The sequence below is a fragment of the Sphingopyxis macrogoltabida genome, assembly GCF_001314325.1.
In the GTDB taxonomy this organism is placed as follows: Bacteria; Pseudomonadota; Alphaproteobacteria; order Sphingomonadales; family Sphingomonadaceae; genus Sphingopyxis; species Sphingopyxis macrogoltabida.
This window is the reverse complement of the sequence record NZ_CP009429.1, coordinates 2313585-2337533: the sequence shown is the minus strand read 5'-3', so window position 1 is coordinate 2337533 and position 23949 is coordinate 2313585. Positions and strand designations below refer to the sequence as shown.

The following is a 23949-nucleotide window of genomic DNA, read 5'->3' as shown; positions in this document are numbered from 1 at the left end:
ATGCCGAGCAAGAAGCACAAGCCGGAAGAGATCATCGGCAAGCTGCGTGAAGTTGAGATTGTGCTGGCGCAGGGAGCGAGCACGGCTGAAGCCTGTCGCCGGATCGCGGTCAGCGAGCAGACCTATTATCGGTGGCGCAAGGAGTATGGCGGCCTGAAGACCGACCAGGCGCGGCGGATGAAGGATCTGGAGAAGGAGAACCAGCGGCTGCGCCGGGCGATCTCGGACCTGACCTTGGACAAGCTGATCTTGCAGGAGGCTGCACGGGGAAACTTCTGAGCCCCGCGCGGCGGCGGCGCTGCATCGATCAGGTACGACGGGATCTGCCAGTCCGGGTATCCGAGCGACGGATATGCCGGGTGCTGGGTCAGCATCGATCGACGCAGCGCAAGATGCCGCGCGGGGCGGATGACGAACAGGCACTGACCGAGGACATCATTGCATTGGCGAAGCAATATGGTCGTTACGGCTACCGCCGGGTCACGGCGTTGCTGTGCCATGCGGGATGGACGGTGAACCATAAACGTGTCGAGCGGATATGGCGGCGTGAAGGACTGAAAGTCCCGCAGCGCCAGCCAAAGCGCGGGCGTCTATGGCTCAATGACGGATCGTGCATCCGGCTACGCCCCGAATATCCGGGGCATGTCTGGGCCTACGATTTCGTCGAGGGGCGGACGCATGACGGTCGCAAGTTCCGCATCCTCACGATCATCGACGAGGCCAGCAGGGAATGCCTGGCGCTCATCGTTGCACGGCAACTCAAGCATGAGGATGTTCTGGCGGCCCTGGCCGACCTGTTCATCTCGCGTGGGCCGCCAGCGCATATACGATCCGATAATGGTAGCGAGTTTATCGCGACCGCCGTCCAGAAATGGCTGGGGCAGATCGGCGTAAAGACCCTCTATATCGCGCCGGGATCACCATGGGAAAATGGCTATAACGAAAGCTTCAACGGGTCGCTTCGCGACGAACTGCTCAATGGCGAGATCTTCTACAGCCTCGCCGAGGCCAGGGTGCTGATCGAGGCATGGCGGCGGCATTACAACACCGTCCGCCCGCATAGCAGCTTGGGCTACCGGCCACCGGCACCGGAAACGGCGACACCGCCATATCCGGCCTCCGGTTCCGCTTCGCTCCACCTCCGTCCGGATATGGCGGCGATGAGCTTAATGCACTAACAAACCAATCGGTCCACTCGGTGGGGGCAGACCACTATAAGGCGAGCAGGCAAAACCCCGGTCAGTAAACGCGGTCATCACAAAACGCCGTTTAACGTCCGTAACCGGTCGCTATTTGCCGTAGCAGACTGATTGGCGAATTTGGTCTGCTCTTCGCGATTATCGCCCAAAAGCAGCCCGTCCGTGATCGGCCAGACGCAGCGGTGAGTGGCACTGGCAGGGCCCCTGTTATTTTCAGATTCACGCTGCCACTCGCCGGGCTTCTATTCCTCGATAGTGCCGAGAAGCATCTGAACCAATGGAATTTGAGGTGCGGGCTCATCTGGAAATTTATAGTCGGGATGCACATCAGCAAGTGAGGTAGCGGGCTGATAATCCGTGTACAAAATGGCCGGAAGGCGTTCGATCGTTAGCCCAGTTTGGCTGTACCCATTTGACCGCATACCGCCGGCAATATTTGGGTACTTTGAATATTTGATCTCGTTGTGATCCGGTCGGAAACGGTTGATGAGCAGCGCTTCGACTTCGCGCGTCAAGCATTCGTCGCCAAGTTGAACCGGAGATTGATGAAGAAAACGATCGAAGGAGGCTTCATCAGAGTAGTCGATCATCTGAACGATCGGGTTCGGTCCAACGAGAGGGTTCTCATCAATAGCGCCGACGATTGGAACGTCCGTCAAGCCCGCGACCCGCAATATGATCAACGAAATCTCGAAACGCGAGCGTGCATCAGGAGAAGATCCGATCTCGCGCTCCACCGTGAGGATTTTTTGCATCTTTGTGTGACCGGTCAGGCGTTTCCATACCTTTTGGGAGAAACTTTTTCCGATGTAGTGAACCTTAAAATCCAAGAATGTGAGCGGATTGCCATCATCCGCAATTTCCACAATGAGATTGTTCACGAGCATCTCGTACAGGATTTTTTGTGGGCTCCACCAAAGGACAAAACTCCCATTTTCACGATAGATCTTGAGGGCGCCGACATTGCGGAGGGGTTGGACGTTTCCCGCTTCTCCTGAATGCCAGCCAGCGCTTATTTGGACTATCTCGCCGTCCTGACAGATTTCGTTCGGTTAGCGTCCGCGCTCGTGGTGTAATTTCCGGTGTAGGCGATGGTGTATTCCGGGGTGGGGCATGCCCCACCCCGGAATGCGGCGTCGCTGGTGGCCACCGGGTTCATCGTTATGGTGGAGTTTGCACACTTCAACCGTGACGAAGAGGAGTTCCCGATGACCGAGGACAGATTACTGATCGAAGAGCTTGCTGCGAAGGGCGGCCAACCGGATTTTTTGCGCACCATCGCCGAGAACGTGCTGCAGCTGATCATGGAGGCCGACGTTGATGGCCTGATCGGCGCGGGTCGCCACGAACGCAGCAGCGAGCGCGCGACCTGGCGCAACGGCTATCGCGACCGTTCGCTGGATACCCGGGTAGGCACGCTGAACCTGAAAATCCCCAAGCTGCGTGCTGGGTCCTACTTTCCGGGCTTCCTTGAGCCCCGCAAGATGGTCGAGAAAGCGCTGGTTGCGGTGATCCAGGAAGCGTGGATCGGCGGGGTCAGCACCCGGCGGGTCGATGAACTCGTCCAGGCCATGGGCATGACCGGCATCTCCAAGTCCACCGTCTCCAAGCTTTGCAAGGACATTGACGAGCGCGTCCATGCCTTTCTGAAACGCCCGCTCACCGGCGAATGGCCGTATCTCTGGCTCGATGCCACCTATCTCAAGGTACGCGAAGGCGGGCGGATCATCAGCGTTGCCGCAATAATCGCCATGGCCGTCAACACCGAGGGCCGGCGCGAGATCGTCGGCCTGCATATCGGCCCCTCGGAAGCGGAGGTCTTCTGGTCCGACTTCCTGAAGGACCTTGTTCGGCGCGGTCTTACCGGCGTGAAGCTGGTCATCTCCGATGCTCACGAGGGCCTCAAGGGCGCGATCACCCGCGTCATGGGCGCCACCTGGCAGCGCTGCCGGGTGCACTTCATGCGCAATGCCCTGTCCTATGTGCCCAAGGGCCAGAACACTGTCGTCGCCGCCGCGATCCGCCAGGTCTTCCTGCAGCCCGATCAGAAAAGCGCAACGCAGGTCTGGCGACAGGTCGCCGACCAGTTGCGCACCCGTTGGCCCAAGCTCGGCGCCTGCATGGACGAGGCCGAAACCGACGTGCTCGCCTACACCGGCTTTCCCACCCAGCACCGCACGAAGTTACACTCAACCAATCCGCTCGAGCGGCTCAACAAGGAGGTCAAGCGCCGCGCCGACGTCGTCGGAATCTTCCCGAACGAAGACAGCATCATCCGCCTCGTCGGGGCTGTGCTGATGGAGCAGAACGACGAGTGGCAGCTCCAGCACCGATACATGCAGATCGAAGGCATGGCCGAACTCAACCAACCCATGATCGAGGAGGAAAATCAGCCCCTACACATCACCGCCAAAGCCGCCTGACGATGGCCCACGGCCACAGCCGAAATTACACCACCTTGACGGACGCGACCTTTCGTTCGCGACTAAATTGATCCGGCATGACAGAGGAGGAGACACCCCGTCAGCGATTTGGAAGTTGATATAATATTCTCCGAAAGTCACGTTGTCGAAATAGGTTAGAGGACGTTGGACCACGAGATAGAGCGTGGATTTGTCCCATCGCTCCTGGATGATCTCTTCCACCTTTAGAAATTCGAACTCCCATGCGGATACGATAGGATAGGTCGTGCTTGCAATCACTCTAGCCACGCGCGTAGCCGGGGCCAGTGTGCCGGTAGGGTCATTTTGTTCACTCATGTTCCGACCATAATAAGTGCATTAGGTCTTTCCAACAATTAAGCTAGGTTGATCTCAATAGAAAAGGCTGGCGAGGCTCGGCACTGATCTGCCCCCCGCTGAGTGGCCCAGAGACTATGATAGTCTGGACCATGAAAGGGACATTGAATGCCGAGCAAGAAGCACAAGCCGGAAGAGATCATCGGCAAGCTGCGTGAAGTTGAGATTGTGCTGGCGCAGGGAGCGAGCACGGCTGAAGCCTGTCGCCGGATCGCGGTCAGCGAGCAGACCTATTATCGGTGGCGCAAGGAGTATGGCGGCCTGAAGACCGACCAGGCGCGGCGGATGAAGGATCTGGAGAAGGAGAACCAGCGGCTGCGCCGGGCGATCTCGGACCTGACCTTGGACAAGCTGATCTTGCAGGAGGCTGCACGGGGAAACTTCTGAGCCCCGCGCGGCGGCGGCGCTGCATCGATCAGGTACGACGGGATCTGCCAGTCCGGGTATCCGAGCGACGGATATGCCGGGTGCTGGGTCAGCATCGATCGACGCAGCGCAAGATGCCGCGCGGGGCGGATGACGAACAGGCACTGACCGAGGACATCATTGCATTGGCGAAGCAATATGGTCGTTACGGCTACCGCCGGGTCACGGCGTTGCTGTGCCATGCGGGATGGACGGTGAACCATAAACGTGTCGAGCGGATATGGCGGCGTGAAGGACTGAAAGTCCCGCAGCGCCAGCCAAAGCGCGGGCGTCTATGGCTCAATGACGGATCGTGCATCCGGCTACGCCCCGAATATCCGGGGCATGTCTGGGCCTACGATTTCGTCGAGGGGCGGACGCATGACGGTCGCAAGTTCCGCATCCTCACGATCATCGACGAGGCCAGCAGGGAATGCCTGGCGCTCATCGTTGCACGGCAACTCAAGCATGAGGATGTTCTGGCGGCCCTGGCCGACCTGTTCATCTCGCGTGGGCCGCCAGCGCATATACGATCCGATAATGGTAGCGAGTTTATCGCGACCGCCGTCCAGAAATGGCTGGGGCAGATCGGCGTAAAGACCCTCTATATCGCGCCGGGATCACCATGGGAAAATGGCTATAACGAAAGCTTCAACGGGTCGCTTCGCGACGAACTGCTCAATGGCGAGATCTTCTACAGCCTCGCCGAGGCCAGGGTGCTGATCGAGGCATGGCGGCGGCATTACAACACCGTCCGCCCGCATAGCAGCTTGGGCTACCGGCCACCGGCACCGGAAACGGCGACACCGCCATATCCGGCCTCCGGTTCCGCTTCGCTCCACCTCCGTCCGGATATGGCGGCGATGAGCTTAATGCACTAACAAACCAATCGGTCCACTCGGTGGGGGCAGACCAAATGCCAGCGCGGATTTCGCCTATCATGCGATCATGTACCGGATGCCGCGGGACATCGTCGCAGGACTCGCCGGGCGGGATGTGCGCGGGCTTGGATTGCCCGAAGAGCAGCTATATCTTGAGCGCTATTGCATGCGGCGCGGCCTGCCGGGAATGCCGCATTATGACTATTATGTGGCCTTCGGTTTCTTTCGCATCGCGGCCATCCTGCACGGCATCAAGGGCCGCGTCATCCGCGGTACGGCCGCATCGGCACAGGCGCGGGATCGCGCCCGGAGGTTCCCTGACCTGGCGGCGCTTGCCTGGGAGCAGGCCCTACATGCCGGCGCGCGCTAGCGCACGGCGATTATTTTCATGACCGGGAGATGCGAAGGATGGATTTGTTCAGCCTTGAGGGCAAAGTGGCGTTGGTCACGGGTTCATCGCGTGGGATCGGCCGAGCGATCGCCGAAGCCTATGTGGACGCTGGCGCACGTGTGGTGATTTCGAGCCGCAACCAAACGGCATGTGACGAGGTGGCGGATGCGATCAATGCCCGCTCTGGGGGCAACCGCGCGCTGGCCGTGGCAGCAAGCATATCGAGCAAGTTCGCGTTGGAGGAAATGATCTCTGCGGTGCGGTCGCATTGGGGAGCCATCGACATCCTCGTCTGCAATGCGGCTTCCAACCCTTTTTACGGACCGATGGCGGCGATCAGCGACGAGCAGTTCCGCAAGGTGTTCGAGAATAATGTTCTCGCCAATCACTGGCTGGCCTCGATGGTCAGCCCCGACATGGCACGTGCGGGCGGCGGCGCCATCGTCATCGTGTCGTCGATTGGCGGTTTTGTCGGTTCTGACACGATCGGCGCCTATAATATCTCCAAAGCGGCGGATATGCAGCTGGTCCGTAACCTCGCGGTGGAACTTGGCGGGCAGGGAATCCGCATCAACGCGATCGCTCCTGGCGTGATCCGGACGGATTTTGCCAAGGCTCTTTATGAGAATCCGGAAACAGAAGCGGCGCTTCGTCGTGCGACGCCGCTTGGCCGGATCGGCGAACCGGCCGACATTGCCGGCGCGGCCGTCTTTCTTGCGTCGCGGGCCAGCGGCCATGTGACCGGGCAGACCATCATCATCGACGGCGGCGTCCTGGTTCGGGGTGGCGGATTATGAGCGGGCGCTTTGCGACGCGATCGGTGCTGGTCACGGGAGCGGGGTCCGGCATCGGCCGCGCGACCGCACGCCTCTTCGCCGGCGAAGGTGCGAAAGTCCTGGCGACAGACATCGGGGATGGATTGGTGGAAACGGCCGATAGCTACCCCGACATGTTGACGATGTGCGGCGATGCCGGAAACGAGCAGCGGGTTGCCGACATGGTCCAAAAGGCGCTCGAGGAATTCGGGGCGCTTGATGTCGCGGTGGCCAACGCCGGTATTAGCGGCGGCATGGCAGGTATATTCGACCAGACCCAGCGGGACTGGGAAGAGGTGTTGCGGGTCAACCTGATCGGCGCGTTCCTTGCAATCAAACATACGGCACGCGCTATGGTCGATGCCGGGCGGGGCGGTGTGATAATCTGTACAGCGTCGGTTGCGGGATTGCGGGCGGGGGCAGGGGGGGCGGCCTATTCGGCTTCCAAGGCGGGGGTTATCAATCTCGTTCAAACTGCGGCCCAGCAGCTTGGCGGGACCGGAATAAGAGTGAATGCCGTTTGTCCCGGACTCATCGAGACCGGAATGACGCACGACGTTTACCAACAAGCCCGCGCGCGAGGCCGGGAAGAAGCCATCGGACAGTTGAACCCGCTACGCCGGGGAGGCGCGCCGGACGAAATCGCTCGGGCAATCGCATTTTTGGCATCGGACGAAGCAAGTTACATCAATGGACAAGCGCTGCCGGTCGATGGAGGGCTCTGCTCGTCTCTGCCCTTCTCCGGTCCGCGCCGTCTGGGCGAGGCGAGATTTTGAAGTTGATACAGTACGTGGAAAAGCGAAATGCGCTTTGAATAGCGCGGTTGAATGTCCGTTTCCCGGAATGTGCGATCATGAGCGGACAGTCCGCAACCGGCCAGAACCTATCAGCGCGTTCCCGGAATTGCAGCCAGTTCTGCCGGCGTCACGACAGGCTCCTTCCGGTCCTTGCGTTCTGAATAGCGGTCGACGAGCTGGTCGGCATGGCTGCGCGTGAGGACGGTGAAGCGGAAAAGCTCCTCGGCGACGTCGACGATCCGGTCGTAGTAGCTCGACGGCAGCATGCGCCCAGCCTCGTCGAACTCAGCGTACGCCTTGGCGACGCTGGACTGGTTGGGGATGGTGATCATCCGCATCCAGCGGCCGAGGATGCGCAGCGTGTTGACGCTGTTGAACGACTGCGATCCCGCCGAGACCTGCATCACCGCGAGTGTGCGGCCCTGCGTGGGGCGCAGCCCCTTGTAGGCAAGGGGAAGATGGTCGACCTGAGCCTTCATGATGCCCGTGATCTGACCGTGGCGTTCGGGGCTGCACCAGACCTGGCCTTCCGACCAGAGAGAGTGTTGGCGAAGTTCCTCCACGGCAGGATGGTCGTCGTCGGCAATCAGGTCGGGAAGGGGAAGGTCGGACGGGTCGAATATCCTCGTCTCGCAGCCGAAGAGTTGGAGCAGGCGTGCTGTCTCTTCGACGACGAGCCGCGAATAGGAGCGCTCGCGCAAACTGCCGTAGAGCAACAGGATGCGCGGTGCGGGATCGAGCGGTCCGAGGCCGAGCGCCGGCTGCGTGCGGACATACTCTCCATTCAGGGCGGGGAGGTGGTCGGGATGGGCTAGCGAGCGGAGGCGCGTATAGGTCAGTTCTGTCATGATACTCAGGCTTGTGAAGGAACAGTAGTGGGGAACCAGCGGCGTCCAAGGCGGAAGGCGACGCCGACAAGCAGGATGAGGACGGGCACTTCGACCAGCGGGCCGATGACTGCCGCAAAGGCCACGGGCGAGGCGAGCCCGAAGGCGGCGATCGCGACCGCAATTGCCAGCTCGAAGTTATTGCCCGCGGCGGTGAAAGCGACCGCGGTCGTGCGCGGATAGTCGGCCTCGATAAGCTTGCCCATCCAGAAGCTGATGAGGAACTGCACCACGAAGTAGATGGCGAGCGGGATTGCGATCCGGATGACATCGCCGGGAATGGTAAGGATTTCGCCGCCCTTGAGACTGAACATCGCGACAATGGTGAAGAGGAGCGCGACCAATGTAATCGGGCCGATCTTCGGCAGGAAGCGCGTCTCGTACCATTCGTCGCCCTTGGTGCGGGCGAGGAATCGGCGCGTGAGATATCCCGCGAGGAAGGGGATGCCGAGATAGATGAGCACTGCTTCGGCGATCGTCCAGAAGCTCACGTTGATGACGCTGCCTTCGAGGTCGAACAGCGGCGGGAGGACGGTGAGGAAGAGCCAAGCGTAGATGCTGAAGAAGAGAATCTGGAAGATCGAATTGAAGGCGACGAGCGCCGCGACATATTGATTGTCGCCCTTGGCGAGCTGGTTCCACACGATCACCATGGCGATGCAGCGCGCGAGGCCGATCAGGATCAGGCCGGTCATATATTCGGGTTTGTCCGCAAGGAAGGTCACCGCAAGCGCGAACATCAGCACCGGCCCGATGATCCAGTTCTGGATCAGCGAGATCGCCAGAACACGCTTGTCCTCGAACACGCGCGGCAGTTCGTCGTAGCGCACGCGGGCTAGCGGCGGATACATCATCAGGATGAGGCCGATCGCAATCGGGATGTTCGTCGTTCCGACGGACATGGCGTCGATCGCGGCGGGCAGGTCCTTGAAGAGCGACCCCAAGACAACGCCAAGCGCCATCGCGAGGAATATCCAGAGCGTCAGGTAGCGATCGAGGAAGGACAGGCGTTCGCGCTTTGCCGCAGTCATGATGCTGTCCTCAGGCCTGAACGCGATTGCCGCCGGCGTCGACGACCTGTTCGCCATCTTCCTTGGCAAAGGCACCGAGTTGCCGTGCCGGCAGGATGTCGAGCACGGCTTCGGAGGGACGGCAGAGCTTGACGCCGAGCGGCGACACGACGAGCGGGCGGTTGATGAGGATCGGATGCGCCATCATTGCATCGACGAGCGCGCGGTCGGTAAGGCTTTCGTCGCCGAGACCGAACTCCGCATAGGGCGTGCCTTTCTCGCGGAGCAGCTCGCGCGGTGTGATCCCGGCGCGCTCGATCAATTGCTCGAGCAAGGCACGCGAAGGCGGTGTCTTCAGATATTCGACGACGTGCGGCTCGATCCCCGCGTTCCGGATCAGCGCGAGCGTGTTGCGCGAGGTGCCGCAGTCGGGATTATGGTAGATGATGATGTCGATCACGGCGCCGGTTCCTTCAGCAGCAGGCGAGGTCGGCGAGCAGCGGTTCGCATAGCTCGGGGCGGCCCTGGCAACAGTCCTTCGCAAGGAAGAGCATCAGCTCCCGGAGCGTGTCGATATCCGCTCGCTGTATCTGCAGCCGGCCTCGCTTCTCGGATTGGACGAGGCCTGCCTTGGCCAGCACCGCGAGATGCGTCGAGAAGGTGCTCTGCGTAAGACCCGATGCGTCAACAAGCTTGCCGGTCGACAGGCCTTCCGGCTCATGCCGGACGAGCAGGCGAAAGGCCTCGAGACGCGTGGGGTGGGAGAGGGCGGCAAGAGCAGGAAGTGCGGAACCGATGTTCATGCATCGGAATTATCCGATGCATTAGTGTTCGTCAATTCATATCGGAAATATCCGATAGGTCGGGCAGGCTGGCCGGTAACTCGGCTCGGGCAATATAGGAGAGTTCGCCCGGCTACCGACGATATGGAACAACTATTGGAGGGTAGGCTTTGGTGTGTAGCCATTCTTCTGCCCGATGGGATCCGGAAGACGCCGTGTTGGATCGGGATGGGGTGGTGCTTCGGTCGCCGGCCGGCCTGGCCTCCGCTTGGTGGGACCTTTTTTGCCACCCGAAGACATTGGTGTGTACATCAAGATCTCCCGGCTAGATATTCGGAGCTGCAATCCGAAGCGTTAGGATGGCGTTGCCGAACCATCGATCATGCGAGGCATTGCTTGCGCACCTCGTTCGCGAGATGGTCTCTTTCGGCTCGCGCCTTTTCGGACTTCAGCTGGCGAACCGCCATGGCATGCCAGGCCGCGGCCGAGCGCAGGCTGCGATCACGCACCTGCGTCAGCTCGGCTGCAGCGGCTTCGGCCTCGCACCGTTCCGCCTGCTCGCGATAATGAACGCTTGTTGCTGTAGCGGCCACGGTGAGGTCCTTTCGATCAGTCGATCATGTCGGCGATGAGACGGCGGAGTTCGCGGCGCGATAACGTCGGCGAGCGCCGAGCCTGCGGGCGGAGGCGTATCGGCCTCCCTGCCTGTGAAAGGCCTGTAAGGCCGGGGTAGATATTACTCTGAAACATGTTGGTCTTCTTGAATATTAGTGTCAGCGCCGCTTGCCTGCGGCGCCCGGATTGCCGGGGCCGCGATCGCGATAGACGATGCGGCCCTTGGTCAGATCATAGGGCGTCATTTCGACGCGCACGGCATCGCCCACCACCGAGCGGATGCGGAAACGCCGCATCCGTCCGGCGGTGTAGGCAATGAGCCGGTGGCCATTTTCGAGTTCGACGCGAAAGCGCCCGTCGGGCAGAATCTCGTCGATCATCCCGTCGAAGGTGAGGAGCTCTTCCTTGGCCACCCGACGCGTCAGGCCGTTTCGAGATTTACGGCCGAAACCTTGCCGTCACGGCCGGTCTCAAGGTCGTAGCTGAGGCGCTGGTCCTTGTTCAGCGTCGCCATCCCGGCGCGCTCGACGGCGGTGATGTGGACGAAGCTGTCGCCCGAGCCATCCGCGGCTGCGATGAAGCCATAGCCCTTGTCGCTGTTGAAGAATTTGACGTTGCCGATCGGCATGGATGTTTCCTTTCACGAAAACAGGGTATCCGCCGGCAAAAGCACCGGCAGAGCTGGAAGCGTGAGAAGGGAAGAAGCGACCCCCGCGGGGGCATCAAATTTCCGTCGCAGGCGACGTTAGCGATCTGCATATAAGGCAGCGATCTCAAAAAATCAAGGAATTCCTTGGCTTTCAGTTTGTCGACAAATAGTCGGCCGAGAGCAGGAAGTCGATGCTCGCCCAGGCGCCTGAGGTTCGATCGGGACATTTAGACATGCATATGGCTTGTAATGCAGCATCGGGACGCCCACATGAGGCTATCGCCGGTTTGGCACTGCATGCCGGTGACTGAGAGACGATCGCGCTCCCGCAAAAGGGAGCAGATATGGATCTAAACCAACTTCTCTATCATCACCAGATGGCGCTCATGGCGGTGAGCCAGGCCCGGCGCGACGGTCACTTGCTTCCGAACTTCGATCTGCCCCGCTATTATGCGAAGCGGATCAACGAGTATCGCGAGCGCCGTGGCCTGGCGGACGGCTTTGCAGCGGTTATCGCGCCGGAACATGTTGGTCCGAAGGCTGACCCTCCGGTTTCCGAGCCGGCAACCGACTATCCGGTTTTCCTTGGCGACACGCTGATTGCCGAGTTGCTCGTCAACGAGGCGCTGGCGATGACCGAGGAGGAAAGGGCCGCCTTCGGTCTGGAGGACGTTGTCGGCCGGCTTGCCGCGGTCCAGGAGGATATCTGGGTTATCGGACGCGACATCTACCGCGCGCTTGGTCTCGACGAGGACAGCTTGGCCGCGCTTGCGGCCAGATTGCCCGCCTTGCCCAATTTGCATCCAGCCGATGCGGTGCACCTCCAGCCATTCCGGTCGCTATCGGAAGCAGGCATCGTCCACACATATGTGGACCAATTCCGGGTCGGGCCATTCCGATATTCGAATATCGACGACGCGCGTGCCGCGCTCCGGCGCCAAGACTCCAGCAGTGGAGCCGAAGGAAGACAAGCCAATGACGTCTGAGCAGGATAAGCCGCGTACCGCTTCGGCGCGCGCGCGTACAAACCCGTTTCGGCGAAATCGCAAGGTCATACCCCTTGCGCCGGAGGATGCGCAGCGGCAGGGCGCGATCAGCGCGCTCGCGTTCCAACTGCTTGGCGGACGCGACGCGGCGCTCGACTTTCTCAACACCGAAGACACCATTCTGAGCGGGCGTCCCATCGCGGTCGCGACGCGAAGCGACGCCGGCTATGCCAGCGTCGAGCGCGAGCTTCGCGCACGATCCCTTGTCCGGGATGCGCCGCATGGAGGATGATCGAGCAGGTGCCAGTCACATCGTCCGCTGCTGGTTCGAGTGGGAGATCGACGGCCTTGCGCGAAAGGTCATTCTCGTCGTCGAAACCGATCTTCCCATGCAGCCCGACGAAAACGGCTATGAAGTCATCGCTCTCGATGAGCTTCGCGCCGCTGCCATCGCCCGGTCGCGAGCGTCCCCTGGCGCTATCGACCGGATCCGCATCGTTCCGGTTCGCTACTAGCTGGCCCGCGCAAGAGGATCGGACGTCACGATATGGCCGACTATGAGATTATCGCCGTCCGCGAAGGTACCGGTAATGGCCGGACCCATCATATCGCCGCGGTGAAGGTAGGCGAGAGCCTGTTTCTCGCCGATCAGATCGTCGACTGGATCAACGCGGGGACGCATCGCTTCTGGGTGTGGTTTCAGAATGAGCAGATTGATGTGATCGCCAGGGAGCAAGGTTCGTCGCGGCGCTATTACCTGACCATAAAAAGCGGGGCTTTTCCGCCCGTTGCCTTGCTCTCGCTGCCCCGTTTTTAGGTCTGGAATTTCAGTTTCGGCCCATACCGGTTCAACGGCGGAAACGGGAAACAGCGAGGCTTGAATCAGGACTTGTGTATCGATCGAACGCATCGATCGAACGTTTTTCCGTCGGCCATGTGGCCGAGGGAATTGAAGTCTGACCGACAGCGAACGCATCACATGAACTGGAGTGAACGCGTGGGCAGTCCGAACGTCCGCTCTCGCTGTTTGGGGCCCCAAAGCTGGCTGGCTGCAAGCGGCCAACCGGCTTGATCCATGCGTTTCCCTTTTTGGCCATTTTGGCCACAGGAGAACGATCATGGGTAGGTCAGAATTCGACTATTTACCTCCACGACCGGCGTGGAATGCCGGTCGAAAGGTTGGCGCAAAGCGGCCGTTAAAACCACGGCAGATTTGGGCTATTCGCTTTCACCTGGATCGAGAGCATCGGCTTCGAGACAGGGCACTTTTCGATCTTGCGATCGACAGCAAACTGAGAGGCTGCGATCTGGTGAAGATCAGGATCGGCGACCTTGTCACCGGCGGTGAGTTGAGAACACGGGCGATGGTGATTCAGCAGAAGACCGGTCGGCCAGTTCAGTTCGAGATCATGTCGGATGCTCGTGGAAGCCTCTTGGCATGGCTTGAGCGGCGCGGTGGATCGATCGAGGACTATGCGTTCCCGAGCCGCATCGATCACTCGGCGCATATGAGCACGCGACAGTATGCTCGGCTCGTTGACGAATGGGTCACCGCGGTTGGACTCCGAAGCGAAGACTATGGGACTCATTCGTTGCGCAGAACAAAGGCGTCGATCATTTACAAGGCGACCGGGAATTTGCGTGCGGTGCAGATTCTGCTCGGGCACACCAAGATTGAAAATACGGTGCGATACCTCGGCGTCGATGTTGAAGATGCATTGACCCTCGCGGAAGGCATCGAAGTCTAACCAGCAAATTGCGGTATCCTAGAGAGCGAGCGTTCTAGCTCGTGACGGAACGTCCGCTCTCTTTGTTTGACCCCTAAAAGCGGTCAGTCTCCAAACGGCCACTTTCCAAAAGGCAGCGCGGGACATTGAACGATGACCTGGCATTATCACTCCAAAAGAGCCGCGTCGATTACAGCTCGATGGATTTCGGCAAAATCAAGCTTGATGTTTTCGGCAGCCTTTTGACGAGCTGCATCGATCATCGTGGCATCCGGCTCACGCAGCGCCATGAGGGCGGCTCTCGCTTCGGGCAAATAGTCTTGCCATAGCGGCTTACCGTCCATCGTTGCCCCCGCCGGATGACCGTCCAGTTTACATAACGCGCGAGCGACTCGTTCCAGGGCATGACTCATTCCGTGAGAATAGCACGGGCTGCGGCAACTGGTCGCTTCCTTCTACTGGAGGGACATCATCGCTCCGCAGGGCAGCGGTCAGCCTCGGTCCGACGATGTCGCGATTTGGCGTTTCCATACAATCCGCGCCCGCCCTGATCATCTAGCGGCGCCGTGCGACCCAGAGGGGTTCATCCTCGTCGAGGACGAATTCTTCATAACTGGCGCCCGTCCGGCATTTCGTCAGGCGGGCGCCATTTTGTTTGCGGTCCCTTTGATCGCGCCCCTTCTGCTTGCTGCAGCCACCCCGGCCTCCGTCCTGCCACGGCGCAGCGCGCCCGCAATGGGCTTCGCCCATCCTCCGCTGCGCTGCGGCCTGTCGGTGCGGGCGCGCAGCAGGCGTCGCGGCCTGCCTGTCGGCGCGGGAATGGCCCGCAGCGGCAGGAGATACATCATGGGCGCGATCGGCATGGTCTGCGGCACATTCGAAAAAGGCTTTGTCGGAGAAATCCGGACCTTGTCGATCAAGGCGAGAATTGAAATTCGTCCGAACCGTGGAAAGGACGTCCGCGTCCAGCCTGACTATCGCATCTGGTCCGACGACGTCGACGTCGGCGCGGGCTGGCTGCGCGTCGGACGGCTGTCCGGAGAGACCTATGTGTCGCTTGCGTTTGAGGCACCCGAGTTCGGCCAACGCCGGCTTTACGCAAACCTCGGCCGGGCGGCGGGGCAGGACAATCCCGACTGCTACGCCATCATCTGGAACCCGATGGACTGAGATTGCGATCGCTCGGTTTTGCATCCGGACTGACGACAATCCGGGTGCAAGCCTTGCATCAGCTTGTTAGGGTGACGGCAATGCGCAGCAGTATCGAACATCTTCCGGCCGCAAAGCAACGCGAACTCGGCCGCGTCGTGCAAATCATTTTCGAGGAATTCGAGGATGCGCTGGCACTCGCGACGCAGGACTGGAAGCGCAAGGGGCGCATCTCGAAGGTGATCTTGTACGGCAGCTATGCGCGCGGCGGCTGGGTCGACGAGCCGCACACCGCCAAGGGCTATCAGTCGGACTACGACCTGCTCATCATCGTCAACGATAAACGCCTGACCGACCGGGTCGAATATTGGTCGAAGCTCGACGACCGGCTGATCCGCGAGCTCACCATGACGAAGTTGGTGCGCACCCCGGTCAACTTCATCGTCCATAGCACCGACGAAGTGAACCGCGGGCTCGCCGAAGGGCGCTATTTCTTCATGGACGTCGCGCGCGACGGAATCGCGCTCTACCAGGCGATCGATGACGATCTGCCCGAGCCGCAGCCGAAGACGCCGCATGCTGCGCTGGAACTGGCGCAGGAGTATTTCGAGGAGTGGCTTCCGTCGGCGCACGGTCGCCAGAAGCTGGCCGAGTTCGCAACTGCCGAAGGCCTGCTCAAGCACGCTGCATTTGAATATCATCAAGCGGTCGAAAGCTACTACCACTGCGCGCTGCTGGTTTGTACCTTTTACACTCCGCACGTCCACAATCTCGCATTTCTGCGCACGCAGGCCGAGCGCATCGATGATCGCCTGTTCGACGCATGGCCGAGCGAGACCAAGGCCGATCGCGCACGCTTCGAGAAGCTGAAGGATGCCTATGTGAAGGCGCGCTACTCGAAACATTATCGCATCTCCGGGGAAGAGCTGGCCTGGCTCGGTGAGCGCGTGTCGGTTCTGGCCGGGATCGTCGAGACCATCTGCCGCGAGCGCATCGCGCAGCTTGCCGCCACCGCGCGGAGTGCCGGCTGATGGCGGGGCCGCCGAGCGCCGCCGAGCTCTTCGCCGCGCTGCGCATCCTCGTTCTGATCGACGAGGACCGCGGTCTCTTCGATCGCGGGGCGGAGGAGGGCGGCTATCGGTCCGAGGAGCTCGAGAAGTCGCTCGAGGTCGTGCGCGCCGCCGTGGCGCAATGATGCGGCTGGCGGCGCTTCGCGGCGCCGCCTATAGCGCCTGGCCGGCCGGGGTGGGCCCGGCCGTCTCAGGAGATATTTATATGAATCAGGCCGAACTTTCGGATCGCGTTGCAACCTCGCTGGGACTTTCGAAGGCCGAGGGCAAGAAGGCCGTCGACGCCGTGATCGCCGCGATTACCGATGCCGCTGCCAGCGGCGAAGAAGTGTCGATCAGCGGCTTCGGCAAGTTCAAGGTGTCGACCTCGGCCGCGCGTGAGGGCCGCAACCCTTCGACCGGCGAGACCATGCAGATCGCTGCCAAGAAAAAGCTCGGCTTCTCGGCCGCCAAGGCCGTCAAGGATCGCCTCAACGGCTGAGCCTCCGGCTCCCCGCCGGCGTGGCCGGCGGGGACATGAGCGCGGCAATCTGATGAGCGCGCTCTAACCTCGCGAGGCTCGGTCAGGGGTCGCGCCGATGCGGGGCCGCGCGGGCGCACTGGCCTCGCACTCCTTGCGGCGCGGGCGCGCGCGTCCGCCGCGGGCAGCCGGCGCTCCGCGCCGCCCAGCCTCCGCTTGCGCTGCGGCGGCCCGCGCCGTTCGCGCGCACGCCGCGCCGCTGCGGGCTCGGCCAGAGCGCATCTTCTCTCTTTGGAATTGACCGGGAGGAGGGAAGGGCCGCCCGGTATCGAGGGGGGGGATGAATCCGGGCGGACCTTCCCTGGAAAAAGGAACGGCAGGCGTGAAAGTTCCGCCCGCTTGCGAAAATCAGTCTGCGGTAGCGCCGGCCAGCCGCGCGAGCCCGGCCTCGAGGTCGGCGAGGCTGAACGGCTTGGTGAGCATGGCGGCGCCATCGAAACGGGGATCGGAGACGACATTGTGGCCGCCCGTCGTCACGAGGAAGGGGATGCCCGCGGTGCGGAGCGCTTCGACCACGGGGCCGGCGAGCTCGCCATCGGCGAGATGGACGTCGACGATCGCGGCGTCGATCTGTTCGGGGTCGATATGGGCCAATGCGGCGGCGACGGTTTCGCAGCAGGCTGCGATCTCATAGCCGAGCGCATCGAGATATCCTTCGAGCATGATGGCTACGAGCGGGTCGTCCTCGACGATCAGGATGGATGTCAGCATGCGTCTACTCTGTCGATGTCGTTACGGTGGCGCTGTGCGCGCGGTCACCGGTGCAGTCGATGGGTTATGGTTCCTCGGGCGGCAAGATTGGAAGAACCTGCAAAACCTCAAGGAGTTGCGAGCCGTGCCGCATGCGCGCGGCTTGGGCGATGTCTGGTAGCGGATTTTCACGGGAACGATTTTTTACGCAGGGCGTGAAAGCCGCGATCCGGCTTGCAACGCGGCAACCGCGCCGCTCGCGTCGCCGGCAAATGAGGAAGGAACATCAAGGGAGCCTGAACGGACGATGCTGGAGAACTGGTTTCCGCCGGGGCCGCGACCGACCGCGGCAGCGAGATCGTCGATATTTATTGCAAACCGCCTCGAGAATGGCGACCGCCATCTCTGGGAAACCGCCCTCAGCCGGGGCGAGCGCTCCTGGCGCAAGGGTGAGGAGCTCGCCGTCGAAGGCGAGCCGCCGGGCGCGCTCCATGTCATTCTCGAAGGCTGGGTCCAGAAATACCGGCAACTTCCCGACGGTCGGCGCCAGCTTCTGGGCTTCTGCCTGCCCGGACAGGTCTGTGATATCGACCTCCTTCGCCGCCGCGTGCATGGCCACACCGCCACCGCGATCGGCAACCTCCGCGCCGCCGCCCTGACGCGCGACGGCCTCGAGGAACTGCTCGACCGATGCCGCGGCCTCGGTGCCGCGCTGATCGACGCCGACACGATCTCGGCGGCGATCCAGCGCGAATGGCTGGTGAATGTCGGAATCAGGTCGGGGCGCGAGCGTCTCGCCCATCTGCTTTGTGAATTATACGTCTTGCAGGGCGGCGATGTCGACCGCGGCGAGGTCGATTTTCCGGTCACGCAGGGACAGCTCGGCGAAGCGCTCGGCATGACCTCGGTCCATGTGAACCGCATCCTGCGCGAGTTTCAGGCCGAATATGGGGCCGCGGTGCAGCAGCGAAGGCTCGCGATTTCGGACTTCGGCGCATTGGCGCGCCGCGCGGTTTTCGATCCGGCCTATCTCGGCATTGATTCCGAAAAGCCAAACTAGGTTGTAGGAGCCGTGTGGTCTCCATGCTAGTCTGCCCGCGACGGCTGCGGCTCCACCCTAGATCGGCTTTCTGTGGTTCCGGCATTTCCCGCAGTCCCCCGTTGCATACGGCTGGCCGATCGATCTGACTGCCGAGAGCCTAGGACCGCTCCCGTCACTCGAGGAGCATGACATGCGCCCTTTTCATCTTTTGATTCACGACGCGGACGCGCGCGCGCCGCGCCGCGTCGATTTTCAGGCCGAAAGCCCCGACCACGCCTTCCAGGTCGCCCGCAACGAGTGCGACGGGATTCATGTCGAACTCTGGGACGAGCACACACTGCTCGCCCGCATGACGAAGGCGGGCGGCCTCTGGCAGCTACTGCCGGTCGGCAAAGCTATGCCGGAACGTGCTTCCGGTTCGATGGTCGAAGTCCCGGATATGGCCATGCCGGCCATGCGTCCGGCCTAGCGACGCATCGGGAATATGGAAACCGGCGCGGAATTGTTTCCCGCGCCGGTTCCGCGATGTTCGCTTCGCAAGCATCGCCCCCCTCCACACGCCAATCAGTCGGGGTCGCAATTCGACTCACCGGTGTGCCAAGTTCATGGCCGTCTCATGACTCAAAATGCGCGAAGCGCCTTGTAGAAAACCGACACCGCGATTGCCGAAGGGCGAATCTTTTCCGTGATTTAACCTGGATCAATCCTCTCCGGAGCGAAGCCTTCGCTCCGTGGCGTTCGGCCCACCCGGGTGCATGAGATCGGGGATCAATCCGTCGAGCTTCGCGATCGTGGTCGCTGCATCCTCGTGATGGACAAAAATGCCGCCCGCTCCCTCCCAGAGATGCGCGTGCTTCAGCTGATCATCGACAAGGATGTCGCCCACCTGCGCATGATTCCGCTTGTCAACCGCCATCACGGTGAGGATCTGCGTTCCCGGGAAATGGTCGGCCGCCCATTTGATCTTCTGCGGCGCGGCCCAATTGCCGCGCGGGAGGCCCGTGAGGATGACCGGCATGAGATGGCGTACCGCGGCGAACAGCTCCATTGCATCGGGCATGAGCGGGAGGGTGCCGTAAAAGTCGGGGTGGCGCGCGATCTCGCGCCAGAAGCCGCCGATGCCGTGCCTTTTCTCATAAGCGCGCGACGGCATCCCGAGCAATTCGGTCGCGCCGCGCTCGAAATCGGCAAGTACACCGTCGCAGTCGAGATAAAGCTGCATCAGAACCTCCAGCGCGCGGGCTCGAGCGCGATCTCGATCGGTGGATCAACGCGCGACCAGCCGCGCGCCGCGATGACATCATTGCTTTCCTTCGCCCGGCGTCCTTCTCCGAGCGACCAGGTGATATGGTAGTGGCTGCCGTCGCCGCGGTCGGTCGTGCCGTCGATGCGGACGACGAGCGCCTGCACGCCTTCGCCGTCGTCGGCTTCGCCGACGACCTCGCCGGTGCGCGCGCTCGGCAGGGGAGTGTCCTCGTCGGTCCCGAAGCGAAGCGTGACATGATCCGTGACAAGCGTCTCATAGCGCGGCGCGAACTGTGGAAGAAGCATGTCGCGCTGCTGCTCTGGAAGCTCCCAGCCGGTGATCGCGCGGCTCATCTTTGTACCTGGGGACGGCGAAGCGCGCGCCTGGATGGGGTCGGGGCTCGACTGGTCGCGAGCTGGACCGGTCGGAAGGCCGGGGGAGGAGCTTTTGACGCGTTCTGGACTTTGTGCGTTGCCATGGAGACTAGACCGCCCGGCGGCGCATTCGTTCCCGCATCGGCGAACGCAACCCGGCGCCTGAGGGTGCGTTGCGAGATCGTATGATCGAAGGAAAATGACCATGGCAGACGACAAGCAGAATGTGGGCGCCGCCGATCGCTCGCGCATCAGCCTCGGCGAAGATTATGAAGTCCGCGACTGGACCAAGGCTCTCGGAGTCAGCGAAGAGGAACTGCGTGCAGCAGTCGACGCGGTCGGCAACTCCGCCGACAAGGTCCGCGAATATCTAGCCGGCCGCTGATGGCGAGCAGTTTCGACCGGGCGATGACCTCGCCGCTCGAGCGGGTCGCACGCGTGCTTGCCGGTCATGCGCTCAGCCGCAACGCCGAGGGCGACATGAGCTCGGCGAGCGAGGCGGTCGATGCGCTCTGGGGAGAATATAGCGACGCCGCGCTCGCGGTCCTGCGCACGCTCCGCGAGCCGAGCGCCGTCATGCTCGCCGTTGGCGATGCGGATATCTGCGACCGGATGATACATGCGGCGATCGAGGAAGAAACGATAACGGACTGAGCTTTGGCTCGGTCCACGCGAAAGCTGAAGAGATGGCGAATGGCTGGGCGCGCGACGGCGCGGTGCAGGAGCAGATCGACGATACCGTTGCCGATGCGGTCAGGCTGGCACGGCTTCGTCTTGCCGAGGGATCGGGCGCCGATTTTTGCGAGGATTGCGGCGAGCGCATTCCGGACGCACGGCGCAAGGCGCTTCCGGGAAGCCGGACATGCATCGCCTGCCAGACGCTGCGCGACAAAAATCACCGCCAGTCGGGGTTCAATCGTCGCGGCAGCAAGGACAGCCAGCTCCGCTGAGCCTACGACTGCAGGACCGGTGGCCGGCCGGGTTCATAACTCACGTTAAGATCATCGAAGTTTATGGGCAATCTGTCCCACGGCAGAGGAACAACGCGTCTCCGGTGCGCGTCTCTTTGGCATCCAACCCAAGGAGATTGATTATGGCAAATGAGCAAGAAAATCGTCAGGCCCAGCAGGGCGGTACCGGTCATGATCGCGGCGGGCAGGCCCAGCAGGGTCAGGAGGGGGGCAGTCAGCAGAGCGATACCAACGCTGGAGGCATTCAGCAGGATCGCGGTCAGCAAAAGCAGGATATGGGCCAGGGCCAGCAGAACCAGCAAAGCGGTCAGGGCGGCCAGCAGGGCGGCGGTCAGCAGGCTGGCAAGAATGCCGGTCAGGGCCAGCAGGACCAGCCGGGCGGTCAAGGTCAGCAGGGCAGCGACAACAGCAACCGCCAGCAGGAACAGCAGGAAGCCGATCGGCGCGTCGAAGGCGAGAATCGCGGCGGCGACAACGGCTACGCCAGCGGAAACTGACACCCACGGCGACTCCTTCGCCGCTCGTCGGGTCCCACGCTCTCACGGGACCCGGCCTTTTTCACACAATCGCCGCTCTCTCTGGCCGGCGCTTCGAAAGGACATACCATGGACAACAGCAACAGCATCTCGACCCTGAACTCGCTAATCGCAACGACGCTCGACAGCATCGACGGCTATCGCAAGGCGGCAGACGAAGCGAATGCAGGTCAGTTTCGCGAGATTTTCCTGAGCCGCGCGAGCGAGCGCCAGCAGGTCGTCTCGAATTTTCAGGCGAAAGTGCGCGAGCTCGGCGGCAACCCCGAAGACGACGGCACGATCCTCGCCTCGGCGCACCGCGCCTTTCTTGGCCTCCGCGACAAGCTGACGGGGGCGCGCGATGACGACGCGGTCATCGCCGAAGTCGAGCGCGGCGAGGACCATATCAAGTCGAAGTTCGAAAGCGCGCTCGGCGATGCCGATCTCGACCCTTCTGTCCGTCAGCTCATCGAAAGCGGCTATGCTTCGGTGCGGCAGGGTCATGACCAGATCTCGGCGCTGGAACACGGGCTCGGCGCAAGCTGAGTTCTTTTCCTTCAGTGGACTGAAAGACGGCGGCTCCGGGAAACCGGAGCCGCCTTCATTTTGAGTGGATGTCGGCAGCGCCGGCAGCAAGCAGGTCAAGCGTCCTGGCATCGCGTGCGCCGGCAAACCAGCGGTCGAGTGCGGCGGTAATGATCGGCTCGCCGCTCGCCGCTTCGAATAAGGTGAGCGAGGATTGAAGCTTGCGCGCGTCGGTATGGCCGAACACCGGGAGGGGATCGCTGCTGCCGAGATCCTGTAGCGCCTCGACGCAGGCGATGTAGCGCGGGCCGAGGAGCGGATGATCGAGATAGGCCTGTGCCTCGCCAAGCGAGGCGATGGCGAAGCGTTGCGCCATCGCACTGCGCCCGAGGCCCGCGATCTGCGGAAAGATGAACCACATCCAGTGACTGCGCTTCTCTCCGCGTCTGATTTCTTCGAGGGCGCGAGCGTAAACCGGCTCCTGCGCCTCGACGAAGCGCTCGAGCGCTGCTTCATAACTCATCTCGTCGCTCCCTCGCGCATCATGCGCCAACGGCCCCGTGGCCGCTGCCCCCCTTGGCAGCGCAGACGCCTTGCTGGACGGGCACGAGTCGGGTCAAGGCGCGACCCCGCAACTTGCGGCGGGCGGAGGAACTTTGGCCGCTTCCTCTCGTTCCGACCAAGCACGGGCGCCGCGGCGATCACGGGTCGGCCGCAGTCATGTGCGGAAAGCCGCGCCGGTCGCTAACCGCTCCGGTGCGGCACGCAATCAGGGCCGCGGCGTGCAAAATCGCCCGCCATACGGCCCCGGTCGCCGCCGGGCTCCTTGCATCCCTGCGGGAGAGCCCGGCGCGCCGTATTTTCCAGCTCGTCAGGCAGCGTAGATTACTTCGGCACGGCCGACTGGGCCAAGGCCTCCAAATCGCTCGGAGGCAGCGGATTGTCCGAAGGCAGCGTGCGCGGCTCAAACCTTATGAAGAAGCTTTTTACAACTCGGCATCGCGCGCTCTCTCGCCCGATGCAGAGCAAGCATAGCTCGCCGTAGCGGCTGGGCCAGCCTGTGTCGCGCAACTTCGTCCAATATGAATCCATCTCCATGCCGGCCGCTTGTCGACAGCTTGCGGGCCGGCGAGGCGTCGTCGGCGGAATCGACGCAACTCAGGTTAACCTGCTGCAACCGCGGCGAGAGGGGGCGGTTTCAGCAACATGCTACCGCCAACCGACGACAGCTCCCATCCTCTGGCTCAACGCTTCCAGACCTTCATCCGCGCCCCGGAGTTTCCCTGCGTGGGAGCGAAGTCTGCACTGGCGCGAAGCCAGATCCGCTTCGTCGTCGGCCGCGACATGCGCTCGGCCTGGGACGATTTGCGCATCTACCCCAATCTCCTCGATCTTGCGTGGAGTTATGCGCGCTCGCCGAGCCTCTTCCATTCCCTCGTGGTGATCTTCGAGGAGGATGGCGGGCTCGACGAGGAAGCGTTCGAGACATGCCTGTGGGAGCGTATCGACTCGCTGAGCCGGAAAGACGACTGGGCGGGCCAGCCGCCAGATCCACGCGTCAGTCACAGCCCTGATGATCCGCATTTCTCGCTCAGCTTCGGCGGCGAGGCCTTTTTCGTCGTCGGGCTCCACCCCCGAGCCAGCCGTCCCGCTCGCCGCTTCGAACGCCCCGCGCTGGTGTTCAACCTGCACGACCAGTTCGAGAAGCTCCGCGAGACCGACGTCTATGAGAGGATGCGCAGCAAGATCATCGCACGCGACGTCGCCCTCGCCGGCAACGCGAACCCCATGCTTGCCCGTCACGGCGATGTGTCGGAGGCACGACAATATTCGGGGCGGGCTGTCGGACCCGATTGGCGGTGTCCCTTCTCCGGACGTAACGCGGCGCCCTGAGCGCCTCTGCGC

General features: G+C 62.1%; 35 protein-coding genes and 1 pseudogene. 22 read left to right on the top strand and 14 right to left on the bottom strand.

The window, feature by feature from the left end:
• Positions 1-1178 (top strand): IS3-like element ISSpma1 family transposase gene (locus tag LH19_RS11755; protein WP_145923348.1). Its coding sequence is split into 2 segments (ribosomal slippage): positions 1-265 and positions 265-1178, totalling 1179 coding nucleotides; the frame shifts between segments, so codons are not numbered across the junction.
• A gap of 263 nt (positions 1179-1441) precedes the next feature.
• Here the strand turns inward: LH19_RS11755 and LH19_RS11750 are convergent.
• Positions 1442-2080, bottom strand: a complete 639-nt coding sequence (locus tag LH19_RS11750; protein ID WP_145923387.1) for a hypothetical protein — start codon at positions 2078-2080, stop codon at positions 1442-1444.
• Between the two features lie 327 nt (positions 2081-2407).
• Here LH19_RS11750 and LH19_RS11745 point away from each other — a divergent pair, with 327 nt between their 5' ends.
• The 5 genes and pseudogenes from LH19_RS11745 to LH19_RS11720 all read left to right on the top strand — a co-directional run bounded on the left by LH19_RS11745 (position 2408) and on the right by LH19_RS11720 (position 7265).
• Entirely contained in the window at positions 2408-3622 is a 1215-nt protein-coding gene (locus LH19_RS11745; RefSeq protein WP_006954973.1) for an IS256-like element ISSpma2 family transposase, read from the top strand.
• A 483-nt stretch (positions 3623-4105) separates the two neighbouring features.
• Positions 4106-5283 (top strand): IS3-like element ISSpma1 family transposase gene (locus LH19_RS11735; protein ID WP_145923348.1). Its coding sequence is split into 2 segments (ribosomal slippage): positions 4106-4370 and positions 4370-5283, totalling 1179 coding nucleotides; the frame shifts between segments, so codons are not numbered across the junction.
• Positions 5284-5326: 43 nt separating this feature from the next.
• A pseudogene (locus LH19_RS11730) lies at positions 5327-5653 on the top strand (phosphotransferase family protein); the annotation flags it as partial.
• Positions 5654-5691: 38 nt separating this feature from the next.
• Positions 5692-6471 (top strand): SDR family NAD(P)-dependent oxidoreductase, encoded by a 780-nt coding sequence (locus LH19_RS11725; protein ID WP_054728108.1) that lies wholly within the window; start codon positions 5692-5694, stop codon positions 6469-6471.
• Positions 6468-7265: an SDR family NAD(P)-dependent oxidoreductase gene (locus tag LH19_RS11720; RefSeq protein ID WP_054728106.1), complete on the top strand. Its 798-nt coding sequence runs from the start codon at positions 6468-6470 to the stop codon at positions 7263-7265. The genes LH19_RS11725 and LH19_RS11720 overlap by 4 nt, the downstream gene beginning before the upstream one ends.
• Before the next feature lie 110 nt (positions 7266-7375).
• Here LH19_RS11720 and arsH read toward each other — a convergent pair whose 3' ends face one another.
• The 7 genes from arsH to LH19_RS11685 all read right to left on the bottom strand — a co-directional run bounded on the left by arsH (position 7376) and on the right by LH19_RS11685 (position 11208).
• Positions 7376-8134 carry an arsenical resistance protein ArsH gene (gene arsH / locus LH19_RS11715; protein WP_054728104.1) on the bottom strand — a complete coding sequence of 253 codons (759 nt, stop codon included), beginning with the start codon at positions 8132-8134 and terminating at the stop codon, positions 7376-7378.
• Positions 8135-8139: 5 nt separating this feature from the next.
• Positions 8140-9204, bottom strand: coding sequence for an ACR3 family arsenite efflux transporter (arsB, locus tag LH19_RS11710; RefSeq protein WP_054728102.1), 1065 nt, complete (start codon positions 9202-9204; stop codon positions 8140-8142).
• A gap of 10 nt (positions 9205-9214) precedes the next feature.
• Complete coding sequence (arsC, locus tag LH19_RS11705; RefSeq protein ID WP_054728100.1) at positions 9215-9643, bottom strand: arsenate reductase (glutaredoxin); 429 nt, start codon at positions 9641-9643, stop codon at positions 9215-9217.
• A gap of 13 nt (positions 9644-9656) precedes the next feature.
• The gene (locus tag LH19_RS11700; RefSeq protein WP_054728098.1) at positions 9657-9986 is read right to left on the bottom strand and encodes an ArsR/SmtB family transcription factor; all 330 of its coding nucleotides are present in this window, start codon (positions 9984-9986) and stop codon (positions 9657-9659) included.
• A 359-nt stretch (positions 9987-10345) separates the two neighbouring features.
• Entirely contained in the window at positions 10346-10558 is a 213-nt protein-coding gene (locus tag LH19_RS11695; protein ID WP_054728096.1) for a hypothetical protein, read from the bottom strand.
• Between the two features lie 180 nt (positions 10559-10738).
• A complete protein-coding gene (gene infA, locus LH19_RS11690) occupies positions 10739-10993 on the bottom strand; it encodes a translation initiation factor IF-1 (RefSeq protein ID WP_054728094.1) in 255 nt (84 codons plus the stop codon).
• A gap of 8 nt (positions 10994-11001) precedes the next feature.
• A complete protein-coding gene (locus LH19_RS11685) occupies positions 11002-11208 on the bottom strand; it encodes a cold-shock protein (protein WP_054728090.1) in 207 nt (68 codons plus the stop codon).
• A 407-nt stretch (positions 11209-11615) separates the two neighbouring features.
• Here LH19_RS11685 and LH19_RS11680 point away from each other — a divergent pair, with 407 nt between their 5' ends.
• The 5 genes from LH19_RS11680 to LH19_RS11660 all read left to right on the top strand — a co-directional run bounded on the left by LH19_RS11680 (position 11616) and on the right by LH19_RS11660 (position 13963).
• Positions 11616-12215 carry a hypothetical protein gene (locus tag LH19_RS11680; protein ID WP_145923388.1) on the top strand — a complete coding sequence of 200 codons (600 nt, stop codon included), beginning with the start codon at positions 11616-11618 and terminating at the stop codon, positions 12213-12215.
• The gene (locus LH19_RS11675; protein WP_145923389.1) at positions 12181-12507 is read left to right on the top strand and encodes a DUF2384 domain-containing protein; all 327 of its coding nucleotides are present in this window, start codon (positions 12181-12183) and stop codon (positions 12505-12507) included. The genes LH19_RS11680 and LH19_RS11675 overlap by 35 nt, the downstream gene beginning before the upstream one ends.
• A complete protein-coding gene (locus tag LH19_RS11670; RefSeq protein WP_054728085.1) occupies positions 12497-12730 on the top strand; it encodes a hypothetical protein in 234 nt (77 codons plus the stop codon). Before LH19_RS11675 ends, LH19_RS11670 begins: the two co-directional genes overlap by 11 nt.
• A 32-nt stretch (positions 12731-12762) precedes the next feature.
• Entirely contained in the window at positions 12763-13032 is a 270-nt protein-coding gene (locus LH19_RS11665; RefSeq protein WP_054728083.1) for a hypothetical protein, read from the top strand.
• Positions 13033-13333: 301 nt separating this feature from the next.
• Positions 13334-13963 (top strand): tyrosine-type recombinase/integrase, encoded by a 630-nt coding sequence (locus LH19_RS11660; protein WP_054728081.1) that lies wholly within the window; start codon positions 13334-13336, stop codon positions 13961-13963.
• A 146-nt stretch (positions 13964-14109) separates the two neighbouring features.
• On the opposite strand, the gene LH19_RS28660 is transcribed toward LH19_RS11660, so the two are convergent.
• Positions 14110-14286 carry a hypothetical protein gene (locus tag LH19_RS28660; protein WP_158514407.1) on the bottom strand — a complete coding sequence of 59 codons (177 nt, stop codon included), beginning with the start codon at positions 14284-14286 and terminating at the stop codon, positions 14110-14112.
• Positions 14287-14788: 502 nt separating this feature from the next.
• Here LH19_RS28660 and LH19_RS11650 point away from each other — a divergent pair.
• The 4 genes from LH19_RS11650 (at position 14789) to LH19_RS11640 (ending at position 16642) form a co-directional block, all read left to right on the top strand.
• On the top strand, positions 14789-15112 hold the full coding sequence (locus tag LH19_RS11650; RefSeq protein WP_054728076.1) for a DUF736 domain-containing protein: 324 nt from the start codon (positions 14789-14791) through the stop codon (positions 15110-15112).
• Positions 15113-15192: 80 nt separating this feature from the next.
• Positions 15193-16122 carry a HEPN domain-containing protein gene (locus tag LH19_RS11645; RefSeq protein WP_054728074.1) on the top strand — a complete coding sequence of 310 codons (930 nt, stop codon included), beginning with the start codon at positions 15193-15195 and terminating at the stop codon, positions 16120-16122.
• Positions 16122-16286, top strand: a complete 165-nt coding sequence (locus LH19_RS28655) for a hypothetical protein (protein ID WP_156344035.1) — start codon at positions 16122-16124, stop codon at positions 16284-16286. Before LH19_RS11645 ends, LH19_RS28655 begins: the two co-directional genes overlap by 1 nt.
• 80 nt (positions 16287-16366) lie before the next feature.
• On the top strand, positions 16367-16642 hold the full coding sequence (locus tag LH19_RS11640) for an HU family DNA-binding protein (RefSeq protein WP_054733430.1): 276 nt from the start codon (positions 16367-16369) through the stop codon (positions 16640-16642).
• Positions 16643-17029: 387 nt separating this feature from the next.
• Here LH19_RS11640 and LH19_RS11635 read toward each other — a convergent pair whose 3' ends face one another.
• Positions 17030-17392, bottom strand: a complete 363-nt coding sequence (locus tag LH19_RS11635; RefSeq protein WP_054728072.1) for a response regulator — start codon at positions 17390-17392, stop codon at positions 17030-17032.
• A 286-nt stretch (positions 17393-17678) separates the two neighbouring features.
• Here LH19_RS11635 and LH19_RS11630 point away from each other — a divergent pair, with 286 nt between their 5' ends.
• Both LH19_RS11630 and LH19_RS11625 read left to right on the top strand, forming a co-directional pair.
• Positions 17679-18431, top strand: coding sequence for a Crp/Fnr family transcriptional regulator (locus LH19_RS11630; protein WP_054728071.1), 753 nt, complete (start codon positions 17679-17681; stop codon positions 18429-18431).
• Positions 18432-18603: 172 nt separating this feature from the next.
• On the top strand, positions 18604-18882 hold the full coding sequence (locus LH19_RS11625; RefSeq protein WP_054728068.1) for a hypothetical protein: 279 nt from the start codon (positions 18604-18606) through the stop codon (positions 18880-18882).
• A gap of 231 nt (positions 18883-19113) precedes the next feature.
• Here the strand turns inward: LH19_RS11625 and LH19_RS11620 are convergent, their stop codons facing one another.
• Both LH19_RS11620 and LH19_RS11615 read right to left on the bottom strand, forming a co-directional pair.
• Positions 19114-19635 carry an HAD family hydrolase gene (locus LH19_RS11620; RefSeq protein WP_201258433.1) on the bottom strand — a complete coding sequence of 174 codons (522 nt, stop codon included), beginning with the start codon at positions 19633-19635 and terminating at the stop codon, positions 19114-19116.
• Positions 19635-20012, bottom strand: coding sequence for a hypothetical protein (locus tag LH19_RS11615; protein WP_054728066.1), 378 nt, complete (start codon positions 20010-20012; stop codon positions 19635-19637). Before LH19_RS11615 ends, LH19_RS11620 begins: the two co-directional genes overlap by 1 nt.
• 226 nt (positions 20013-20238) lie before the next feature.
• On the opposite strand from LH19_RS11615, the gene LH19_RS11610 reads away from it, so the two are divergent.
• The 3 genes from LH19_RS11610 to LH19_RS11600 are packed head-to-tail and all read left to right on the top strand — an operon-like array spanning position 20239 to position 20983.
• Positions 20239-20418: a DUF3606 domain-containing protein gene (locus LH19_RS11610; protein ID WP_054733427.1), complete on the top strand. Its 180-nt coding sequence runs from the start codon at positions 20239-20241 to the stop codon at positions 20416-20418.
• Complete coding sequence (locus LH19_RS11605; protein WP_234716156.1) at positions 20418-20687, top strand: hypothetical protein; 270 nt, start codon at positions 20418-20420, stop codon at positions 20685-20687. Before LH19_RS11610 ends, LH19_RS11605 begins: the two co-directional genes overlap by 1 nt.
• Before the next feature lie 32 nt (positions 20688-20719).
• On the top strand, positions 20720-20983 hold the full coding sequence (locus tag LH19_RS11600) for a DksA/TraR family C4-type zinc finger protein (RefSeq protein ID WP_054728064.1): 264 nt from the start codon (positions 20720-20722) through the stop codon (positions 20981-20983).
• 2 nt (positions 20984-20985) lie between these two features.
• On the opposite strand, the gene LH19_RS28650 is transcribed toward LH19_RS11600, so the two are convergent.
• On the bottom strand, positions 20986-21504 hold the full coding sequence (locus LH19_RS28650) for a hypothetical protein (protein WP_145923391.1): 519 nt from the start codon (positions 21502-21504) through the stop codon (positions 20986-20988).
• A gap of 105 nt (positions 21505-21609) precedes the next feature.
• On the opposite strand from LH19_RS28650, the gene LH19_RS11585 reads away from it, so the two are divergent.
• The gene (locus LH19_RS11585; protein ID WP_054728057.1) at positions 21610-22065 is read left to right on the top strand and encodes a PA2169 family four-helix-bundle protein; all 456 of its coding nucleotides are present in this window, start codon (positions 21610-21612) and stop codon (positions 22063-22065) included.
• A 55-nt stretch (positions 22066-22120) separates the two neighbouring features.
• Here the strand turns inward: LH19_RS11585 and LH19_RS11580 are convergent, their stop codons facing one another.
• The gene (locus LH19_RS11580) at positions 22121-22567 is read right to left on the bottom strand and encodes a DUF1810 domain-containing protein (RefSeq protein WP_054728056.1); all 447 of its coding nucleotides are present in this window, start codon (positions 22565-22567) and stop codon (positions 22121-22123) included.
• A gap of 683 nt (positions 22568-23250) precedes the next feature.
• On the opposite strand from LH19_RS11580, the gene gntA reads away from it, so the two are divergent.
• Positions 23251-23937, top strand: coding sequence for a guanitoxin biosynthesis heme-dependent pre-guanitoxin N-hydroxylase GntA (gene gntA / locus LH19_RS11575; protein WP_054728054.1), 687 nt, complete (start codon positions 23251-23253; stop codon positions 23935-23937).
• Positions 23938-23949 lie beyond the last annotated feature (12 nt).

Bases quoted from the DNA above. Each gene is read 5' to 3' on its own strand.
- LH19_RS11745 (WP_006954973.1), top strand. From the start codon at position 2,408: ATGACCGAGGACAGATTACTGATCGAAGAGCTTGCTGCGAAGGGCGGC.
- LH19_RS11725 (WP_054728108.1), top strand. From the start codon at position 5,692: ATGGATTTGTTCAGCCTTGAGGGCAAAGTGGCGTTGGTCACGGGTTCA.
- LH19_RS11720 (WP_054728106.1), top strand. From the start codon at position 6,468: ATGAGCGGGCGCTTTGCGACGCGATCGGTGCTGGTCACGGGAGCGGGG.
- arsH (WP_054728104.1), bottom strand. From the start codon at position 8,134: ATGACAGAACTGACCTATACGCGCCTCCGCTCGCTAGCCCATCCCGAC.
- arsB (WP_054728102.1), bottom strand. From the start codon at position 9,204: ATGACTGCGGCAAAGCGCGAACGCCTGTCCTTCCTCGATCGCTACCTG.
- LH19_RS11700 (WP_054728098.1), bottom strand. From the start codon at position 9,986: ATGAACATCGGTTCCGCACTTCCTGCTCTTGCCGCCCTCTCCCACCCC.
- LH19_RS11685 (WP_054728090.1), bottom strand. From the start codon at position 11,208: ATGCCGATCGGCAACGTCAAATTCTTCAACAGCGACAAGGGCTATGGC.
- LH19_RS11680 (WP_145923388.1), top strand. From the start codon at position 11,616: ATGGCGGTGAGCCAGGCCCGGCGCGACGGTCACTTGCTTCCGAACTTC.
- LH19_RS11670 (WP_054728085.1), top strand. From the start codon at position 12,497: ATGGAGGATGATCGAGCAGGTGCCAGTCACATCGTCCGCTGCTGGTTC.
- LH19_RS11665 (WP_054728083.1), top strand. From the start codon at position 12,763: ATGGCCGACTATGAGATTATCGCCGTCCGCGAAGGTACCGGTAATGGC.
- LH19_RS11660 (WP_054728081.1), top strand. From the start codon at position 13,334: ATGGGTAGGTCAGAATTCGACTATTTACCTCCACGACCGGCGTGGAAT.
- LH19_RS28660 (WP_158514407.1), bottom strand. From the start codon at position 14,286: ATGGACGGTAAGCCGCTATGGCAAGACTATTTGCCCGAAGCGAGAGCC.
- LH19_RS11650 (WP_054728076.1), top strand. From the start codon at position 14,789: ATGGGCGCGATCGGCATGGTCTGCGGCACATTCGAAAAAGGCTTTGTC.
- LH19_RS11645 (WP_054728074.1), top strand. From the start codon at position 15,193: ATGCGCAGCAGTATCGAACATCTTCCGGCCGCAAAGCAACGCGAACTC.
- LH19_RS28655 (WP_156344035.1), top strand. From the start codon at position 16,122: ATGGCGGGGCCGCCGAGCGCCGCCGAGCTCTTCGCCGCGCTGCGCATC.
- LH19_RS11640 (WP_054733430.1), top strand. From the start codon at position 16,367: ATGAATCAGGCCGAACTTTCGGATCGCGTTGCAACCTCGCTGGGACTT.
- LH19_RS11635 (WP_054728072.1), bottom strand. From the start codon at position 17,392: ATGCTGACATCCATCCTGATCGTCGAGGACGACCCGCTCGTAGCCATC.
- LH19_RS11630 (WP_054728071.1), top strand. From the start codon at position 17,679: ATGCTGGAGAACTGGTTTCCGCCGGGGCCGCGACCGACCGCGGCAGCG.
- LH19_RS11625 (WP_054728068.1), top strand. From the start codon at position 18,604: ATGCGCCCTTTTCATCTTTTGATTCACGACGCGGACGCGCGCGCGCCG.
- LH19_RS11620 (WP_201258433.1), bottom strand. From the start codon at position 19,635: ATGCAGCTTTATCTCGACTGCGACGGTGTACTTGCCGATTTCGAGCGC.
- LH19_RS11615 (WP_054728066.1), bottom strand. From the start codon at position 20,012: ATGAGCCGCGCGATCACCGGCTGGGAGCTTCCAGAGCAGCAGCGCGAC.
- LH19_RS11610 (WP_054733427.1), top strand. From the start codon at position 20,239: ATGGCAGACGACAAGCAGAATGTGGGCGCCGCCGATCGCTCGCGCATC.
- LH19_RS11605 (WP_234716156.1), top strand. From the start codon at position 20,418: ATGGCGAGCAGTTTCGACCGGGCGATGACCTCGCCGCTCGAGCGGGTC.
- LH19_RS11600 (WP_054728064.1), top strand. From the start codon at position 20,720: ATGGCGAATGGCTGGGCGCGCGACGGCGCGGTGCAGGAGCAGATCGAC.
- LH19_RS11585 (WP_054728057.1), top strand. From the start codon at position 21,610: ATGGACAACAGCAACAGCATCTCGACCCTGAACTCGCTAATCGCAACG.
- LH19_RS11580 (WP_054728056.1), bottom strand. From the start codon at position 22,567: ATGAGTTATGAAGCAGCGCTCGAGCGCTTCGTCGAGGCGCAGGAGCCG.
- gntA (WP_054728054.1), top strand. From the start codon at position 23,251: ATGCTACCGCCAACCGACGACAGCTCCCATCCTCTGGCTCAACGCTTC.